We start from the raw sequence: 17,427 nt of genomic DNA on the forward strand, positions 1-17,427 counted from the left end.
GGGTGAGAGCCTACCGGACCGTCCCCCGCCACCCCCGGAAAGGCACGATGTCCCGCACCACTCGCTCCGCCCGCTCCCCCCAGGGACGCCCCCGCCTGCTCGTCCTGGGCTCGACGTTCCCGGCCCGACCGGACGACGGGGTGCCGGCGTTCGTGCTCGACCTCGCCCACCAAGAGGCGACCGAGTTCGACACCCTCGTCCTCACGCCCCGCGTGCCCGGCGGTGCCACGAAGGAGCGCATCGGCGAGGTCGCGGTCCGTCGCTACCCGTACTTCCCGCGTCGCTTCGAGGACCTGGCCGACGGCGCGATCCTCGACAACCTCAAGGAACGCCGCTCCCGCATCGTGCAGGTGCCCGCCCTGGTGCTCGCGCAGTACCTGGCCGTGCGGCGCGTGGTGCGTTCCGCGAAGCCCGACGTCATCCACGCGCACTGGGCCATCCCCCAGGCCCTCGTCGCGACCCTGGCCGCTCCGGGCGTGCCTGTCGTCGTGACCACCCACGGCGGGGACATCTACGCGCTCCGTGCGGCTCCCCTCGTCCGCCTCAAGCGGTGGATCTTCGGGCGGTCAGCGCACGTCACCACCGTCAACTCCGAGATGCGTGATCGGCTGACCGAGTGGGGCGTGCCCGAGTCACGCTCGACCGTGATCCCGATGGGTGTCGACCTGGGCCCGGCCCGCGACACCCGCGCGCGCGTCGCGCCACAGGAGCACCACGTGGTCGCCGTCGGGCGGTTGGTCGAGAAGAAGGGCTTCGGCAACCTGATCGAGGCGCTCCGCGGCCTGGGCGACGACGTGCCGTGGCGGCTCACCGTCGTCGGTGACGGCCCGTACCGGACCCAGCTCGAGCAGCAGGCTGCAGGGCTGCCGGTGTCGTTCCTCGGCCAGCGTGGCCGCACCGAGGTCCTCGAGACCCTGGCCTCGGCGACCGTCGTCGCCGTTCCGTCGATCCCGGCGGCGAACGGCGACCAGGAGGGCCTGCCGGTGACCCTGCTCGAGGCCGCGGCGGTCGGCGCCGCGATCGTGGCGAGCGACCTGCCCGGCATACGGGACGTCGTGCAGGACGACGTGTCCGGCGTGCTCGTGCCCCCGGGCGACGTCCCGGCACTCCGCGCGGCACTGCAGCGCGTGCTCACCGACGACACGGCGCGGACGCGCTACCAGGAGCAGGCCGTCGTCTCGGCGGCGGAGTTCTCCACCGAACGGATCGGCGAGCGGTACCGCGCGGTGCTGCGCGCAGCCATCGGCTGACGACGCGATGAACGCACAGGAGGCCCGGTGCCGGTCCCACGGACCGGCACCGGGCCTCCTGTCGGTCGCGGCTAGCGCCCCATGCCGCGGTACGTGAAGCCGGCGGCGGTCCACGCCTCGCGGTCGAGGCAGTTGCGGCCGTCGATGACGACGGGCGACGCAACGAGCGCGGCAGCGGCCGTCGCGTCGAGCTCGCGGAACTCGGTCCACTCGGTCAGCACGAGCACGAGCTCCGCTCCACCCAGCGCCTCGGCAGCGCTCTCGACGTAGTCGAGCTCGGGGTGCACGCGGCGCGCGGTGACGACGGCCTCGGGGTCGTACGCCGAGACGACGGCGCCGAGTTCGTGCAGGCGAGCGGCGATGTCGAGTGCCGGCGAGTCGCGGACGTCGTCGGAGTTCGGCTTGAAGGCTAGACCGAGCACGGCGACGCGCTTGCCGCTGACGACCCCACCGAGCAGCTCCTGCGCCAGCTCGACGACGTGCGCGCGACGGCGCAGGTTCGTGGCGTCGACGTCGGCCAGGAACGCCAGGGACTCCCCGACGCCCAGCTCGTTCGCCCGCGCCTGGAACGCGCGGATGTCCTTCGGCAGGCATCCGCCACCGAAGCCGAGACCGGCGTTCAGGAACTTGCGGCCGATGCGGGCGTCGTGGCCGATCGCGTCGGCGAGCGCCGTGACGTCGGCACCGGCGACCTCGGCGATCTCGGCCATCGAGTTGATGAAGGAGATCTTCGTGGCGAGGAACGCGTTGGCGCTGATCTTCACGAGCTCGGCGGTGGGCAGGTTGACGACGAGTCGGGGCGTGCCGGTGGACAGTGCCTCGGCGTAGACCTCGTCGAGGGCGGCGACGGCCTGCTCGCCGGCCGCACCGTCGGGCACGCCGTACACGAAGCGGTCCGGCGCGATGGTGTCCTGCACCGCGAAGCCCTCACGCAGGAACTCGGGGTTCCAGACGAGCGTGGCACCGGGGACGGCCTCGCTGACCTCGGCGGCCAGGCGCGCCGCGGTGCCGACGGGCACGGTCGACTTGCCGACGACGAACTCGCCGGCGGACAGGTGCGGGGTGAGCGCGGCGACGGCGGCGTTCACGTAGGTCAGGTCCGCGGCGCCGGTGGGGCCCTGCGGGGTGCCGACGGCGAGGAAGTGCACGCGGGCACCGGCGACCTCGGCCATGTCGGTGGTGAAGCGGATCCGACCGGACTCGAGAGCCTCGGTCAGGATCTCGGGCAGGCCGGGCTCGAAGAAGGGGGCCTCGCCGGCAGCGAGCCGCTCGATCTTGGTGGGGTCGACGTCCACAGCGACGACCTCGTGTCCGAGTTTGGCCATGGAGGCGGCGTGCACGGCACCGAGGTAGCCGCAGCCGATGACAGAGATACGCACGTCGAAGACGGTACCGGTTTCTCGCCGAAGTCTCACCACTGCTCCCCAGGGGGTGTCGCGGCGTCCGCGGTCAGGCCCGCACGTCGCCCCACGGCGGACGGTCCGGACCGCCGACGATCTCGTCCCAGTCCGGCTCACGGTGCCGACGCCTGGCCTCGTACGCCTCCACCAGGTCGTGCAGCACGGCGACGACGAGGTCGGCGTGCGGCACGTCGGCGAGGACCACCGCCGGGTCGTCCCCGGGGAACACCAGCACGTCACCGGAGCGGAACAGGCCCTGCAGGCCCCGACGCCGCACCGTGACGTCGTAGCCGCGGGAGTGCAGGAGCTCCCGCCGCGTCCGGGTGCCGAGGCCGCCCACCACGACCAGACGACGGGTGGTGACCACGTACCGCTCCGACATCCACCGGAACAGCGGGACCGCGCCGCCGAACACGACGAGCACCAGGACGACGAGCGCGACGACGGCGTTTAGCCACGCCAGCTGGGCCTGGAACACGCCGAAGCCGAACCCGCCGGCCGCGGTGACGAGCACGACGAACACCGCCGGGCGCACCAGCCGACGGGCGTGCGGTCGCAGGCGTGCGACGACACGTTCGGGCGGGGGCTCGGCGGTCATGCCGTCATGCATACCGCAGGTGGGTGACGTCCCCCACCGCGACGCCCCTGGTGCGCCCCGCCTGGTCCCGGATCGTGATGCGACCGGCGTCGTCGATGCCGGTCGCGTCGGCTTCCTCGACGCTGCCGTCCGGCAGCTCGAGGCGGATGCGGCGACCGATCGTGCCGCACGCGGCGCGGACGTGGGTCCGGACCGTCTCGGCGGCGTGACCACCCGCGACCAGGCCGGCCACCGCCTCCAGGACGGAGCGCAGGAACGCGGACAGGACCGCGTCGGCCAGGGCGGGTGCGTCGTCGGCCGCGCCCGCGAGCAGGAGCGAGGTGGACGTGGGGGTGGGCAGCCGGTCGGCCGGGATCGTCAGGTTGACGCCGGCGCCGACCACGACGCTGCCGTCGGCGGCGACCTGGCAGAGGATCCCGCACACCTTGTGCCCGCCGACCTGCACGTCGTTCGGCCACTTCACCACGACGTCCGCGCCGGCGGGGAGCACCGACGCGATCGCGTCGCGCATCGCCGCACCGGCGACCAGGGGCAGCCAGCCGCGGTCGTGGTCGTCGAGGTCGGCGCGGACGAGCACGCTGGCGGCGAGCGTCTCACCGGCCGGAGCGGTCCAGGTGCGGTCGAGCCGGCCCCGCCCCGCGGTCTGGTGCAGGGTCGCGACGACGCTGCCGTGCTGCTGCTCGGGCGCTGCGGCGAGCAGGTCCGCGTTGGTGGACCCGGTCTCGGCGGGGGCGGTGATGGTCGCGCCCGTCGACCGGACCGCCTCGCTGGTGGCGGGGAACGACGGCGACGGGGATGTGGACATGCACGCAAATGTACGGGCAGGAACCGTGGGGGTCCTCCAACCGGCAGCGTCCCACCCGCCGGTAGGGTGAGCGGGTGACTTCAGGAGACACCCCCGATCTGTCGACGACGGCCGGCCGGCTGGCCGACCTCCGCGACCGGTACCACGAGGCCGTGACCGCCGCGGGCGAATCCGCCATCGCCAAGCAGCACGCGAAGGGCAAGGGCACCGCTCGCGAACGCATCGAGCAGCTGCTCGATCCGAACTCCTTCGTGGAGTTCGACGAGTTCGTGCGGCACCGCACCACGTCGTTCGGCATGGATGCCAAGCGCCCCTACGGTGACGCGGTCGTCACCGGCGTCGGCACGATCCACGGCCGGAACGTCGCCGTGTACGCGCAGGACTTCACGGTCTTCGGCGGGTCGCTCGGCGAGGTCGCCGGCGAGAAGATCATCAAGGTCATGCAGCACGCGCTCAAGACCGGCGTGCCGATCATCGGCATCCTCGACTCCGGCGGCGCCCGCATCCAGGAAGGCGTCGTCGCGCTCGGCAAGTACGGCGAGATCTTCCGCCTCAACACCCAGGCCTCCGGCGTCATCCCGCAGCTCTCCATCGTGATGGGCCCGGCGGCCGGCGGTGCGGTGTACTCCCCCGCCCTCACCGACTTCGTGATCATGGTCGACAAGACCAGCCACATGTTCGTCACCGGTCCGGACGTCATCAAGACCGTCACCGGCGAGGACGTCGGCTTCGAGGAGCTCGGCGGCGCCCAGACGCACAACGCGGTCTCCGGTGTGGCCCACTACATGGCCGAGGACGAGACCGACGCGCTCGACTACGCCCGCTCGCTGATCGGGTTCCTGCCAGACAACAACCTGTCCGACCCGCCCGCGTACGACGTCGCCCCGGAGCTCGAGACCACGGACGCCGACCACGAGCTCGACGTCGTGATCCCGGACTCCACGAACCAGCCGTACGACGTCACCACGATCATCGAGCACATCGTCGACGACGGTGAGTTCCTCGAGGTCCAGCCGCTCTTCGCGCCGAACATCCTGATCGGCTTCGGCCGGGTCGAGGGCCGAACGGTCGGCATCATCGCGAACCAGCCGCAGGCGATGGCCGGCACGCTGAACATCGACGCCGGCGAGAAGGCCGCCCGCTTCGTGCGGTTCTGCGACGCCTTCGGCATCCCGATCCTGACCCTGGTCGACGTGCCCGGCTACCTGCCCGGCACCGACCAGGAGTGGACCGGCGTCATCCGCCGCGGCGCGAAGTTGCTCTACGCCTACGCCGAGGCCACCGTCCCGCTCGTCACCGTCATCACCCGCAAGGCCTACGGCGGCGCGTACATCGTGATGGGCTCGAAGCAGCTCGGCGCCGACATCAACCTCGCGTGGCCGACCGCCGAGATCGCCGTGATGGGCGGTCAGGGCGCCGTCAACATCCTGTACCGCGCCGAGATCAAGCGGGCCGAGGAGTCCGGCGAGGACGTCGCCGCGGTCCGGACGAAGCTCGCCAACGAGTACACGTACAACGTGGCGTCGCCGTACCTGGCGGCCGAGCGTGGTGAGCTCGACGGCATCATCCAGCCGCACGCCACCCGCGTGTCGGTCATCAAGGCCCTCCGGTCGCTGCGGGGCAAGCGTGCAACGCTGCCGCCGAAGAAGCACGGGAACATCCCGCTCTGATGGGACGCCACGCAGCACCCGTGCCCTCGGACGAGCCCGCTTCGGTGGCGGACGTCCGGGTGGTCTCCGGCGAACCCACCCCCGAGGAGCTCGCCGCCGTCGTGGCCGTCCTGCAGCGGCAGGCCGACGAGGCCGCGGCGGCCGGACGCGCTGCCGTCGTCGTCGAACCGCGCACCGGCTGGGACGTGGCGGCTCGGGGGCTCCGCCGCCCGCTCGAGGACGGACCGGGCGCCTGGGGCCGATCGCTCCGCTGATGTACCCCTCGGTGCGCGGCCGATCATGACGGTCACGGGGCGCACTTCCCGGTCGGTATCCCCTCGCTCGGGGGACACGATCTGCGGATGCGGACCGGAAATGCCGAAATTGTCCCCCATAATGACGACTGACATGCAGCTGGTGCGTGGGCATAGTAGTTGGTGTTCGGTGTCCTTCAACGAAAGACATCGCTGGTCGGTGGCCGACTAGGGTACGAAGCCACCGCCCGCTGCGGGGCAGGGCGACATTCGGGTTGTCGCTCAGCCTCGGGTCGCGAACGGGCCGGTCGGTATCCGACCGGCCCGTTCCCCGTTTCCGGGGCGACCGGCGCGGGCCGGCGGGCGTCGGTGCGGCTCGCGGGGCCGATGCGGAACGACAGCGTCGACGTCGTACGACAGCGACGTGGTCGCTTCCACGCACGCGCCAGCCCGGCGCGCCCCCCTGACGGCCGGGAGGCCCATGTCGGGGCCGCCGCGCGCCTCCCGGCTGTCCCCCATCACGTCCAGGGCAGCGCGCGCGTCCGTACCACGTTCGCGACGATCCACGCGTCGATCACGTGGTGCATCGTCGCGACACGCGCGCGGCCGCGTGGCCGCGCGCTACGCCGGCTCGTGCCGCGGGATCTCGAGCCAGAGCGCGACGGAGTCGTCCTCGTCGCCGTCGTCGTCGTCCAGCCCCGCTCCGAGCGCGGCCGACTCGCTCGCCGCCACGTCGAGGCGGAGCCCGACGACGGTCACCGCGGAGTCGGAGCCCTCGCCGACGGTCCGGACGATGACGTTGTCGGCGTCGCGGGCCTGCCGCAGCGCCTCGGCGACGCGGGCGTGGATGCGACGGATGTCCGGAGCATCCAGGTCGTCGAGCCCGCCGTCGTCGTGCAGCTGGACGGTCGCTCCACGGCGACGCAGGCGCATCACCTCGTCGCGGACGTCGTCCGACAGCAGCGACCGGCCGCGGATCTCGTCACGGATGGCCTGCTCGAGGTGCAGGCACTCGGCACGGTCGGCCTCGTCCAGGTCCCCGCAGGAGTCGATGATGCGCTGGAGCATCGGCAGGGCCATCCGGGTGGTCTGGCTCAGCCGGAACTGCCGCTCGAACACGTGGGCGTCCTGCGCGGCTTGCCAGTCGGCGGTCTCCTGCTCGGCGAGGACGAGCTCACGGGTGTTGCGGATGGCGCGGCTCATCGCGGCCGCGAAGACGGTGGCGATCGCGACCCAGGCGACACTGCCGACCACGCCCAGACCGCCGAGCGAGCCGAGGCCGGCCCAGGCGACGGTGTACACGGTCAGGAACAGCACGCCGGCCCACGCGAACGGACCCCGGCCGCGCACGACGAGCACGACCATGAGCGTGCCGATCGCCGCGATCCACCAGGTGGCGGAGCCGGGTCCGCGACCCTCGACGACGACCGGGGCGGCGATCACCGGCATCACGATCGCGGTGGCGAGGGAGAAGCAGGCCGTCCAGACCGGCAGGACCTTGCCGGGGACGAACAGTGCGAGGCCGGTGGCCGCGGCGTAGAGCGCCATGCAGGCGATGATCGGGGCGACCTGGTCGACCCGCGGGAGCGTGGCCGCAGCGAGGACCAGGTGGTAGACGGAGAACAGCGACGCGAGTCCGAGGGCGATGCTCGCCGGCAGGGAGACCTTCATGCGGTCGTCCTCGCAGCCGGCGACCACGTGAGCACGATGCGGGTGCCCTCGCCCGGCGCGGTGTGCACCTCGGCGTGCCCGTCGACGGTCGCGATCCGCTCGACGATGGAGCGGCGGACCCCCAGGCGTTCAGCGGGGATGGCCGCGACGTCGAACCCGCGGCCGTCGTCGCCGACCTCGACGCGCACGCCCTGCCCCTGCTGCTCGATGCTGACCCAGCGGGAGACGTCGCAGTCGCCGGCGTGCTGCACGCTGTTCACCGCGGCCTGCAGCGCCGCCGAGGCCAGCGCGTCCGCGACCGACGCGGGCAGGCGGACCGACCCGGTCGTCGTCGGGACGAGGCGGACGGGCGCGGGGAGGGCGCCGATCCCCTCGCGGATGCGCGCCCGGAGTTCCCCGAGCGCGACGGGTTCGACGTCACCCGGGCCGTCGGTGGCCGCGGCCTCGAGGTGGTCGATCGCGTTCCGGGCCATCCTCGCCGCGAGGGTCTTGGCCTCGAGCGTGTCGGCACGTGCAGCGGAGAGCAGCGTCGTCAGGACGCTGTCGTGCACGATCGCGTCCACCTGGACCCGTTCGACCTCCGTCGCGTGCTCCCGGATGGCGAGCGAGTACCGCCGCACGGCCGTGGACTGCGCCGTGTCGACCGCCGTGGCCGCGCGGCGCAGCACCACCGCGCTGAGGAGCGCCGTGTAGACCCCGTCGAGCAGCACCGCGAGGACGCCGACGTCGCCGCCGAGCGGGCTGAGCCGGACGACGACGTACACCGCCGGCACGAGCGCGGTGTAGACCGTCGCACGCCACGTGGCGAAGCCCATCGCCGCCGCCGTGCAGCCGACCGTGCAGAACCACCACGGCCACGGCTGCTGCGACGACGGGATGGGCTCCTGCACGGTCGCCGTCCACGTCACGAGCGCGACGAGGAACAGCAGCGCGCAGATGATCTGCGCCATCTGGGCGACCCGCTGCACGAAGGCCGCTACGCCGATGAGCACGAACGACGCCGCGAGCGCGAGCATCAGCGTCGGCCCCCAGAACGGGTCGAGGTACGGCAGCTGCTGCACGACCGCCGGCGCGTCGACGATGCCGAGCCCGATCGCGGCCATCGCCAGGAGGATCGCGAACGCCCGCTCCACCGATGCCTGCGTGATCGAGGCGCGGACGCTGCGCGCCGGATCGGCACCGAACGGTGCCGGTTCGACGGCCGTCCGCCCCGGCTCAGCCGCGGTGACCATCCGTGTCAGCGACCGTCGCCGTCGGGGTCGATGCCCGAGTCGAGCCCCGGGAGGATCCCGTCCTCGACGGCCCGACGCAGCAGGTCGACCTTCGTCGGGGCCGGACGGCCGACCTCGACGTACTTCACCCGGATCCGGTCGAGGTACTCACGCGCCGTCGAGTAGCCGATGCCGAGCTGCTGGGCGGCGAGCTTGAGCGGGAGCCCCGAGGCGTAGAGGTGCAGGATCTCGCGCTCGCGGCGGCCGAGCTGCGCCTTCGCGAAGTCACGGTCGGCGTCGATGGCGCTCGCCCACTCGAGGTTGTTGAGCACGTCGCCCCGAGCGACGGTGGCGACCGCGGCCATCACCGTCTTGGTGGCGGAGGACTTCGGGATGACGCCGGCAGCCCCTGCTGCGAGCGCCTCACGCACGTTGGCGACCCGGTCCGCGATGGAGTGCACGAGCACCGCCGATCCCGTCCCCTGCACGCCCTTGACGTTCTCGGTGACGGTCGAGCCGTCACCGAGGGACAGGTCGAGGACGACGACGTCGACCTCTCGCCCGTCGAGGTTCTGGACGTACTCGGGGACGCTGGCGGCGGTGAGCACCACCTCGAACCCCTCGTTCTGGCACGCCGCCTGGATCCCGAGTCGGACGGACTCGTGGTCGTCGACGATCGCGACCCGGACCGGCCTGGTGGCCGCCCCTGACGTCTCGGTGCTGGTGGTTGTCGTTCCTGCTGCCACTGTGGCCTCTCGTTCCGATGCGCGACGCCGGCCCCTGAAACCGGAGTGCCATCAACGACCCAGGATACCCAGCCCGGACTCAGGTGCGGGGCGTCTCGGCCGCGCCACGCTGGTCGGTCCGCCTATTGGTGGACACCCCGACACGCAAGGAACGGCGGTCGAACGAGCCCCGGCCCTCAGCGCGTGGGGACCAGGCGCGCGACGGCTTCCAGGTGGTGGGTGTGCGGGAACAGGTCGAAGGCCCGCAGGGCCTCGAGCCGGTACCCCAGGTCGGCGAACGTCGCGACGTCGCGTGCCAGTGCCACCGGGTCGCACGCCACGTAGACGACCTGCTCCGGCTGGAGCGCGGCGATCTGCACGACCACGTCCCGCCCGGCGCCGGAGCGCGGCGGGTCGAGCACGACCGTGCCGGCGCGGAAGCGGTCCTTCTCGGCGCGCGAGGCGTTGGCCACGGTGTTCGTCAGCCAGCGGTCGACCCGGCCGGTCTCGGCACGTGCGCCGAGCCACTCGGACAGGTTCTCCTGCGCGTGCTCGGTGGCACGGGCGGCGCTCTCGACGCTCGTGATGCGCGCCTTCGGGCCGACCAGGTCGCCGAGTGCGGCGGCGAGCAGACCGACACCGCCGTACAGGTCGAGGTGGGTGCCCTCGGGGTCGAGGCGGTCGCGGTCGACCAGGTCCTGCACGGCCTCGGTCAGCACGGAAGCGGCGGCACGGTGCACCTGCCAGAACCCGTTGTCGTCGACCTGGAAGGTGCGCTCCCCCACGACCTCGGTCACCACGGTGGGCTTCTGGTCGTCGATGACGAGCCGTGCCCCCTCGGAACCGCTCGGCGCGAGGACGTCGATGACCGACGAGCCCGGCAGCGCACCACGGCCGAGCGGGGCGCTCTGCTGCACGACGGCGGTCGCGAGCGGCAGGCTGGCGACGGGGATCACGGAGTGGGAGCGGGCAGCGAAGGGGCCGGCGGTGCCCTGCTCGTCGACGTGCAGTCGGACACGGGTGCGCCAGCCGAGGCCGTTCGCCGCGTCGTCGCCGGGCGCGGCCTCGACGACGACGTCGTGGCCGAGCACCTCGGCGAGGTCCATCCGCGCGAAGCGTGCGAACGAGTCGACGAGGACGTCGTGCTTCAGCGTGCGCTGGTGTGCGAGGGCGATGTGGCCGAACTCGGCACCGCCCGGGCGCGTCTCGGGGTCGCGATCGAGGGCTGCCTCGGGCCAGACGTGGTCGACGCGGTGCTCGCTCGGAGTCAGGACACGGACCGTGTCGGCGCGCCAGAACGACTTCTTGCGGTCCTCGGTCACCCGGGCGACGACGCGCTCCCCGGGGATCGCGTCCGAGACGAAGACCACCCGTCCTTCGTGCCGTGCCACCGAGATGCCGCCGTGGGCGATCCCGGTGACGTCGAGTTCGAGCAGCGTGCCGACGGATTCACCCATGGTGAGATGGTCCCATGCGTCTGTACCTCGCGAGTACATCCCCCGCCCGCCGAGCACTCCTCGCCCAGTCCGGGATCGAACCCGTCCTCGTGTCCCCCGGGGTCGACGAGGACGCCGTCGGCACCGCCGCCGCGGCATCGCTCGGCCGTGACCTGACCGGTCCGGAACTCGTCTCGCTCCTCGCCGTCGCGAAGGCGTCCGCCGTCGCGGACGCCACGGTGGCCGGGTCGCCGGTCGACGGGGTCGTGTTCGGCGGCGACTCCGCCTTCGAGGTCGACGGGCAGCTGTACGGCAAGCCGCACGACCCGGAGGTCGCGCGCGAGCGCTGGCGGCAGATGCTGGCCGCCGGCGGCGGCACGCTGTGGAGCGGGCACTGCGTGATCGACCGGCGACGGGACGACCGGCGCCCGGACCTGGAGCCGACCACGGGACGGCCTGGAGGCACGGGACCGGCCCGCACCGTGCCTCCCGTCCGGTCCCTGGTCACGTCCGCCGCCGGCGTCCCCGAGCTCGGCGACGTCGCCCCCGGCGGGTCGGCGCTGGCCGCCGACGGCGACCGCGTGGTCGCCGTCGACAGCGCGGTGCTGACCTTCGCCGACGACGTGTCCCCCGACGAGATCGACGCGTACGTCGCGACCGGCGAGCCGCTCGAGGTCGCCGGCGCGTTCACCATCGACGGCCGGGCCGCCGCGTACATCACGCGGATCGACGGGGCACCGTCCGCGGTGATCGGGATGTCCCTGCCGATGCTGCGCTCGATGCTCCTGCGTGGCTTCGGCATCGACTGGCACGATCTGTGGGCACTGTAGACATCCGCACCTGATCCGGGTGCTTCTTTGTGGGCGTCAGTCAAAACGCACGCACGCCGCACGAATACGCTGCTGTGTCATGCCCCGTATCAGCAAGGTCCTCATCGCGAACCGCGGCGAGATCGCCGTCCGCATCATCCGCGCGGCCCGCGACGCGGGCAAGGCATCGGTCGCGGTCTACGCCGACCAGGACCGCGATGCCCAGCACGCCCGCCTCGCCGACGAGGCCTACGCGCTGAACGGCACCACGAGCGCCGACACGTACCTGGTCATCGACAAGATCATCTCGGTCGCCCGCCGCTCCGGTGCGGACGCCGTGCACCCGGGCTACGGGTTCCTTGCCGAGAACGCCGACTTCGCCCGCGCCGTCATCGACGCCGGGCTCGTCTGGATCGGACCGTCGCCGGACTCGATCGAGCGCCTCGGTGACAAGGTCTCCGCGCGCCACGTCGCCGAGAAGGTCGGCGCGCCGCTCGCTCCCGGCACCATCGAGCCCGTCAAGGACGCCTCCGAGGTCATCGCGTTCGCCGACGAGGTCGGCCTGCCGGTCGCCATCAAGGCGGCGTTCGGTGGCGGTGGCCGCGGGCTGAAGGTCGCACGGACCCGCGACGAGGTCGCCTCGCAGTTCGAGTCCGCCACGCGCGAGGCGATCGCCGCGTTCGGTCGCGGCGAGTGCTTCGTCGAGAAGTACCTGGACAAGCCGCGCCACGTCGAGACCCAGTGCCTGGCGGACGAGCACGGCAACGTCGTCGTGGTCTCCACCCGCGACTGCTCGCTGCAGCGTCGCCACCAGAAGCTCGTCGAGGAAGCCCCGGCGCCGTACCTGACGCCCGAGCAGCAGACCGCGCTGTACGAGTCGTCGAAGGCGATCCTGCGCGAGGTCGGCTACGTCGGTGCCGGCACCTGCGAGTTCCTCATCGGCGCCGACGGCACCGTGTCGTTCCTCGAGGTGAACACCCGCCTGCAGGTCGAGCACTGCGTGTCCGAAGAGGTCACCGGCATCGACCTGGTGCGCGAGCAGTTCCGCATCGCCGAGGGCGGCGTGCTCGACTACTCGGACCCGGAACCGCGTGGACACTCGTTCGAGTTCCGCATCAACGGCGAGGACCCGGGCCGCAACTTCTTCCCCGCGCCCGGCCCCGTGCACGCGTTCAACGCACCGTCCGGCCCCGGCGTCCGCGTCGACTCGGGTGTCATCGCGGGTGATGTCGTGTCCGGCTCGTTCGACTCGATGCTCGCGAAGCTGATCGTCACCGGCGCCACCCGTACCGAGGCGCTCGAGCGTTCCCGACGCGCACTGGCCGAGTTCGAGGTCACCGGCCTGCCGACCGTGCTCCCGTTCCACCGTGCCGTGGTGTCCGACCCGGCGTTCGCGACCGACGACTCCGCGCCGTTCTCGGTGTACACGCAGTGGATCGAGACCGACTTCGTCAACGAGATCCCGGCGTGGAGCGGCTCCCCCGAGGAACTGCCGGCCCCGGCTGCGCGCGACAGCGTCGTCGTCGAGGTGCAGGGCAAGCGCATCGAGGTCACCATGCCGTCGATCGTCGGTGGCGGTGCTGCCGGTGCCGGTGTCGCCGGTCGTCGTCCCGCCGGGCCAACCGCTCCCCCGAAGCGCCGCTCGTCGGCCGTCCGTGGCGGTCTGGCGAAGTCCGGGTCGTCCGTGGCGTCGCCCATGCAGGCCACCGTGGTGAAGCTCGCGGTCGCCGAGGGTGACACCGTGGTGAAGGGCGACCTGCTCGTCGTGCTCGAGGCCATGAAGATGGAGCAGCCCGTGCAGGCCCACAAGGACGGTGTCGTCACCGGGCTGAACGCCCCGGTCGGCCAGACGGTCTCGTCCGGTCACGTGCTGCTCGAGCTCGCGTAGCGCGCGGGTTCCCTCCCGCAAAACACCGGTGTTCGCCGGTCGAACACGTGCATGCCGCGGTTCGGCTCGTGAACCCCGGTGTTTTGCTTCATCGAACACGGCGCACTCCGGCTGCCTCGAGTGCCACGGGGCCGTTGCCGCCTGGCTCCACGTCCGGCCACGTCACGCGGACGACCCGACGGACGTGGCGATGCGCACGGAGGCGGTCCTCCCGGAGCTTCTCGTCGATGACGACGCGCTCGGGCGATCGACCAGCGCGCATCGTCCGGTCGCGGTACTTGACCAGCCCGTCGAACTCCACCACGACGCCGGCGTCCTCGAACCAGAAGTCCACGCGGCCGATCAGGCCGGCCGCATCGCGGAACTCCTTCTGCAGCACCGGCGGCGGGAACCCCGCTTCTGCCCAGCACATCCGCGCCACCGACTCACCCGGCGAGTCAGCAGCAGCGTCCGCGAACTCGATCGCGCGTCGCGCACGGGTGGACGCCCGCGGACGGGGCTCCCTGCTGCGCAGTTCGGCGAGCAGCGCGTCCTGCGGCACTCCTCGGGCCAGGACCGCGTCCAACACGACCACCGCCGTGCGGAACGACGCTCGGAGCGCGACGTCGACCCCTGTGACCACGAGGGTCGTGACGGGCAGGCCGCCGACGCTCGCACAGGCGATGGGGCGACCCGCCCCTCCGACCTTCTGCAGGTGCGCGCGACGTTGACCGGTGGCTCGACGCGGATCGGTGGCGACGACGTGCGTGGGGAACTCCCCGAGCCACGGGAGTCCGAGCATCGCCACAGCCGACTCGTGGGAGATCACGAGGGCAGGGTGGATGTTCGGCACGACCGCTTCGACCCGTGCACGATGGCGCTCCGCTGCACTCGCTGATTCGAACGCCTCTCGTTCAACGTACCGACCCGCCGTCAGGCGGATGAGGGTCCCGCGGCGCGCGGCATCTGCAAGCCGTCGGTGCGCTCTCGGATCGGGATCGCTCGGAGCCGCGCCGAACACCGTGATGTGAGCCATGGCCCAACCGTCACGGCTCCGCGCGGCCTACACGACGGCCTCCCCCTCCTTGTGAGCAGCCCGCGTTCCCCCACCCCCTGTGGAGGAACAGCAAAACACCGGTGTTCGCGTTCTGCACCGCGTTGTGCGGGTGTTCAGAGCGCGAACACCGGTGTTTTGCGGAAGCCCACCCTGCCCTAGGACACCAGGGGGCGCACGGCGTCGGCGATGGCGTCGACCAGGCGCTGGGCCTCGGCGGGGGTGTTCGCGACGGTGTCGATGTAGACCTTCACCTTGGGCTCGGTCCCGCTCGGGCGGACGATCACCCGTGCGTCGCCGGCCAGGTCGTAGCGCAGGATGTCCGATGGCGGGAAGCCCTGCACCCCGTCCGAGTAGTCCGTCACCGTGTGCACGTCGAGGCCACCGAGGGACGCAGGCGGCGTGGACCGGAGCGACGCCATGACCTCGCCGATGCGCGACAGGTCGTCGACCCGGGTCGCGACCTGCCCCGAGGCGAACGCCCCGAACTCGGCGGCGAAGGCGTCGAGCTGCCCGGCGATCGACGATCCGGCCGCGGCGAGGTCCGACGCCAACGACAGCAGCTCCAGCGCCGCCGAGATGCCGTCCTTGTCGCGCACGACCGACGGGTCGACCAGGTAGCCCAGGGCTTCCTCGTAGCCGAACAGCAGCCCGGGCACCCGCGACACCCACTTGAAGCCGGTCAGGGTGTCGCGGTACTCCAGCCCGTGGCGCGCAGCCACCCGGGCCAACGCTGGCGACGAGACGATCGACGCAGCGAGGGTGCCGGTCGCGCCGGACTCGGACGCCCGTGCAGCGGCCCGCCACCCCAGCAACCAGCCGACCTCGTTGCCCGACAGCCGACGGTACGACGGCGCACCGGCGTCCGAGGCGGTCGGGATCGCGAGCGCGAGCCGGTCGGCGTCGGGGTCGTTCGCGATCACCAGGTCGGCACCGACGGCGACACCGCGGGCGATCGCCAGGTCCATCGCGCCCGGTTCCTCGGGGTTCGGGAAGGACACCGTGGGGAACGCACCGTCGGGATCGATCTGCTCCGGGACGACCGCCGGCTCGGCGAACCCGGCCGCGGCGAACACCGCACGCGCGGTCTCCCACCCGACGCCGTGCATGGCCGTGTAGACGACCTTCGGCTGCTCGTCGACCGGGAGCGCCGGAGCGGGCACGATCGCGGCTGTGGCGGCCACGTAGGCATCGACCAGGGCCGACGTCGCCACGGTGTAGTCGGTGCCGCGCGGCAGATCGGCGACCGAACCAGCGGCGACCGCGTCGATGGCGGCCGCGATCTCGCCGTCGACGGGCGGCACGATCTGCGAACCGTCGTCGTCCTGTCCGAGGTAGACCTTGTACCCGTTGTCCCGCGGCGGGTTGTGGCTCGCCGTCACCATGACGCCGGCACCGACGTCAAGGTGCCGGACGGCGAACGCGAGCACCGGCGTCGGCAGGGCCGAGGGCAGCAGGGTGACCTCGAGTCCGAGACCCCGCATGACCTCGGCGGAGTCGCGCGCGAAGACGTCCGAGTTCACCCGGCCGTCGTAGCCGATGACGACACTCGGCGAACGCCCGGTCTCGATCAGGAACCGTGCGAGCCCCGCCGCCGCCTGGGTCACGACGACGCGGTTCATCCGCAGCGGGCCCCAGCCGAGCTCGGCGCGGAGTCCGGCGGTGCCGAACTGCAGTCGCCCGTCGAACCGCTCGGCGAGCGCCCGGACCGCAGGACCGTCACCGTCGGCGGCCTCGTCGATCGCCGCGGCCAGCTCGTCGCGGGTCTCCGGGTCGGGGTCCTGCGCCAGCCACGCCCGCGCGGTGCCGAGCACCCGGTCGAGGTCGAGCTTCACGACGCCGGCTGCCCGAGTGCGGTGACGACGCGTGCGAGCAGGTCCGCGATCACCGGCTCCGCCTGCTTGCCGGCCTCGAGCACCTCGGTGTGCGACAGCGGTGTCTTCTGGATGCCGGCGGCGAGGTTCGTGATGAGCGAGAACCCGAGGACCTCCATGCCGGCCTGGCGAGCAGCGATGGCCTCGAGCGCGGTCGACATGCCGACGATGTGCCCACCGATGGCCTTCGCCATCTGGACCTCGGCCGGGGTCTCGTAGTGCGGGCCGCGGAACTGCGTGTACACGCCCTCGTCGAGCGACGGGTCGACCGTCCGGGCCACCTCACGCAGACGCGCCGAGTACAGGTCGGTCAGGTCGATGAACGTCGCGCCCTCGAGCGGGCTGTCGGCGGTCAGGTTGATGTGGTCGCTGATGAGCACCGGGGTGCCGGGTGTCCAGTGCTCCTTGATGCCACCGGCACCGTTGGTCAGCACCATGATCGAGGCACCCGTCGCCGCGGCGGTGCGGACGCTGTGCACGACCCGGCGGACGCCGTGACCCTCGTAGTAGTGCGTGCGGGCGCCGATGACGAGCGCGTGGCGGCCGTCGGCGAGGCGGATCGACCGGATCGTGCCGGAGTGTCCGGGGACGGCCGAGGCGCTGAAGCCGGGGACCTGGTCGGCCGGGATCTCGGACACGGTCTCACCGATGATGTCGGCGGCCTTGCCCCAACCCGAACCGAGGGTCAGTGCGATGTCGTGCCGCTCGATGCCGGACTGTTCGGCGATGACGGCGGCGGCGTCCCGCGCGACCTCGAACGGGTCGGCAGCGGGGTCGTTCAGCGGGTTCTCGGTGCTCATGCCCCAACTCTAAAGGGCGCACTA

At 72.2% G+C, this 17,427-nt stretch carries 15 protein-coding genes; 5 read left to right on the top strand and 10 right to left on the bottom strand.

Annotated elements, in window-relative coordinates; genetic code table 11:
- Positions 1-47 precede the first annotated feature (47 nt).
- Complete coding sequence (locus ITJ50_RS00455; RefSeq protein WP_194589681.1) at positions 48-1,250, top strand: glycosyltransferase; 1,203 nt, start codon at positions 48-50, stop codon at positions 1,248-1,250.
- A 71-nt stretch (positions 1,251-1,321) separates the two neighbouring features.
- Here ITJ50_RS00455 and ITJ50_RS00460 read toward each other — a convergent pair whose 3' ends face one another.
- From ITJ50_RS00460 to ITJ50_RS00470, 3 genes are all read right to left on the bottom strand, one after another.
- Entirely contained in the window at positions 1,322-2,629 is a 1,308-nt protein-coding gene (locus tag ITJ50_RS00460; RefSeq protein ID WP_194589682.1) for a UDP-glucose dehydrogenase family protein, read from the bottom strand.
- Positions 2,630-2,699: 70 nt separating this feature from the next.
- Positions 2,700-3,248 carry a PH domain-containing protein gene (locus ITJ50_RS00465; RefSeq protein ID WP_017888763.1) on the bottom strand — a complete coding sequence of 183 codons (549 nt, stop codon included), beginning with the start codon at positions 3,246-3,248 and terminating at the stop codon, positions 2,700-2,702.
- 4 nt (positions 3,249-3,252) lie between these two features.
- The gene (locus tag ITJ50_RS00470; protein ID WP_056070837.1) at positions 3,253-4,053 is read right to left on the bottom strand and encodes a biotin--[acetyl-CoA-carboxylase] ligase; all 801 of its coding nucleotides are present in this window, start codon (positions 4,051-4,053) and stop codon (positions 3,253-3,255) included.
- A 74-nt stretch (positions 4,054-4,127) separates the two neighbouring features.
- Here ITJ50_RS00470 and ITJ50_RS00475 point away from each other — a divergent pair, with 74 nt between their 5' ends.
- Both ITJ50_RS00475 and ITJ50_RS00480 read left to right on the top strand, forming a co-directional pair.
- A complete protein-coding gene (locus tag ITJ50_RS00475; protein ID WP_017888761.1) occupies positions 4,128-5,723 on the top strand; it encodes an acyl-CoA carboxylase subunit beta in 1,596 nt (531 codons plus the stop codon).
- Positions 5,723-5,977: an acyl-CoA carboxylase subunit epsilon gene (locus ITJ50_RS00480; RefSeq protein WP_017888760.1), complete on the top strand. Its 255-nt coding sequence runs from the start codon at positions 5,723-5,725 to the stop codon at positions 5,975-5,977. The genes ITJ50_RS00475 and ITJ50_RS00480 overlap by 1 nt, the downstream gene beginning before the upstream one ends.
- Before the next feature lie 600 nt (positions 5,978-6,577).
- Here the strand turns inward: ITJ50_RS00480 and ITJ50_RS00485 are convergent.
- The 4 genes from ITJ50_RS00485 to ITJ50_RS00500 form a co-directional block, all read right to left on the bottom strand.
- Positions 6,578-7,627: a hypothetical protein gene (locus tag ITJ50_RS00485; RefSeq protein WP_071252227.1), complete on the bottom strand. Its 1,050-nt coding sequence runs from the start codon at positions 7,625-7,627 to the stop codon at positions 6,578-6,580.
- A complete protein-coding gene (locus ITJ50_RS00490; RefSeq protein ID WP_194589683.1) occupies positions 7,624-8,859 on the bottom strand; it encodes a sensor histidine kinase in 1,236 nt (411 codons plus the stop codon). The genes ITJ50_RS00485 and ITJ50_RS00490 overlap by 4 nt, the downstream gene beginning before the upstream one ends.
- A gap of 5 nt (positions 8,860-8,864) precedes the next feature.
- Positions 8,865-9,584 carry a response regulator transcription factor gene (locus ITJ50_RS00495; RefSeq protein ID WP_017888757.1) on the bottom strand — a complete coding sequence of 240 codons (720 nt, stop codon included), beginning with the start codon at positions 9,582-9,584 and terminating at the stop codon, positions 8,865-8,867.
- 176 nt (positions 9,585-9,760) lie between these two features.
- Entirely contained in the window at positions 9,761-11,020 is a 1,260-nt protein-coding gene (locus tag ITJ50_RS00500; protein ID WP_194589684.1) for a class I SAM-dependent RNA methyltransferase, read from the bottom strand.
- A gap of 14 nt (positions 11,021-11,034) precedes the next feature.
- Between ITJ50_RS00500 and ITJ50_RS00505 the strand changes: the two genes are divergently transcribed.
- A complete protein-coding gene (locus ITJ50_RS00505; RefSeq protein ID WP_194589685.1) occupies positions 11,035-11,829 on the top strand; it encodes a Maf family protein in 795 nt (264 codons plus the stop codon).
- Between the two features lie 79 nt (positions 11,830-11,908).
- Positions 11,909-13,696 carry an acetyl/propionyl/methylcrotonyl-CoA carboxylase subunit alpha gene (locus tag ITJ50_RS00510; protein WP_194589686.1) on the top strand — a complete coding sequence of 596 codons (1,788 nt, stop codon included), beginning with the start codon at positions 11,909-11,911 and terminating at the stop codon, positions 13,694-13,696.
- Positions 13,697-13,784: 88 nt separating this feature from the next.
- Here ITJ50_RS00510 and ITJ50_RS00515 read toward each other — a convergent pair whose 3' ends face one another.
- The 3 genes from ITJ50_RS00515 to ITJ50_RS00525 all read right to left on the bottom strand — a co-directional run bounded on the left by ITJ50_RS00515 (position 13,785) and on the right by ITJ50_RS00525 (position 17,403).
- The gene (locus ITJ50_RS00515; protein ID WP_194589687.1) at positions 13,785-14,504 is read right to left on the bottom strand and encodes a hypothetical protein; all 720 of its coding nucleotides are present in this window, start codon (positions 14,502-14,504) and stop codon (positions 13,785-13,787) included.
- A 383-nt stretch (positions 14,505-14,887) separates the two neighbouring features.
- Positions 14,888-16,564: a phospho-sugar mutase gene (locus ITJ50_RS00520; RefSeq protein WP_194589688.1), complete on the bottom strand. Its 1,677-nt coding sequence runs from the start codon at positions 16,562-16,564 to the stop codon at positions 14,888-14,890.
- Positions 16,561-17,403 (bottom strand): purine-nucleoside phosphorylase, encoded by an 843-nt coding sequence (locus ITJ50_RS00525; RefSeq protein ID WP_140448903.1) that lies wholly within the window; start codon positions 17,401-17,403, stop codon positions 16,561-16,563. Before ITJ50_RS00525 ends, ITJ50_RS00520 begins: the two co-directional genes overlap by 4 nt.
- Positions 17,404-17,427 lie beyond the last annotated feature (24 nt).

Origin of the sequence: Curtobacterium sp. VKM Ac-2889, from assembly GCF_015350855.1 — a bacterium.
GTDB classification, from domain to species: Bacteria; Actinomycetota; Actinomycetes; order Actinomycetales; family Microbacteriaceae; genus Curtobacterium; species Curtobacterium poinsettiae.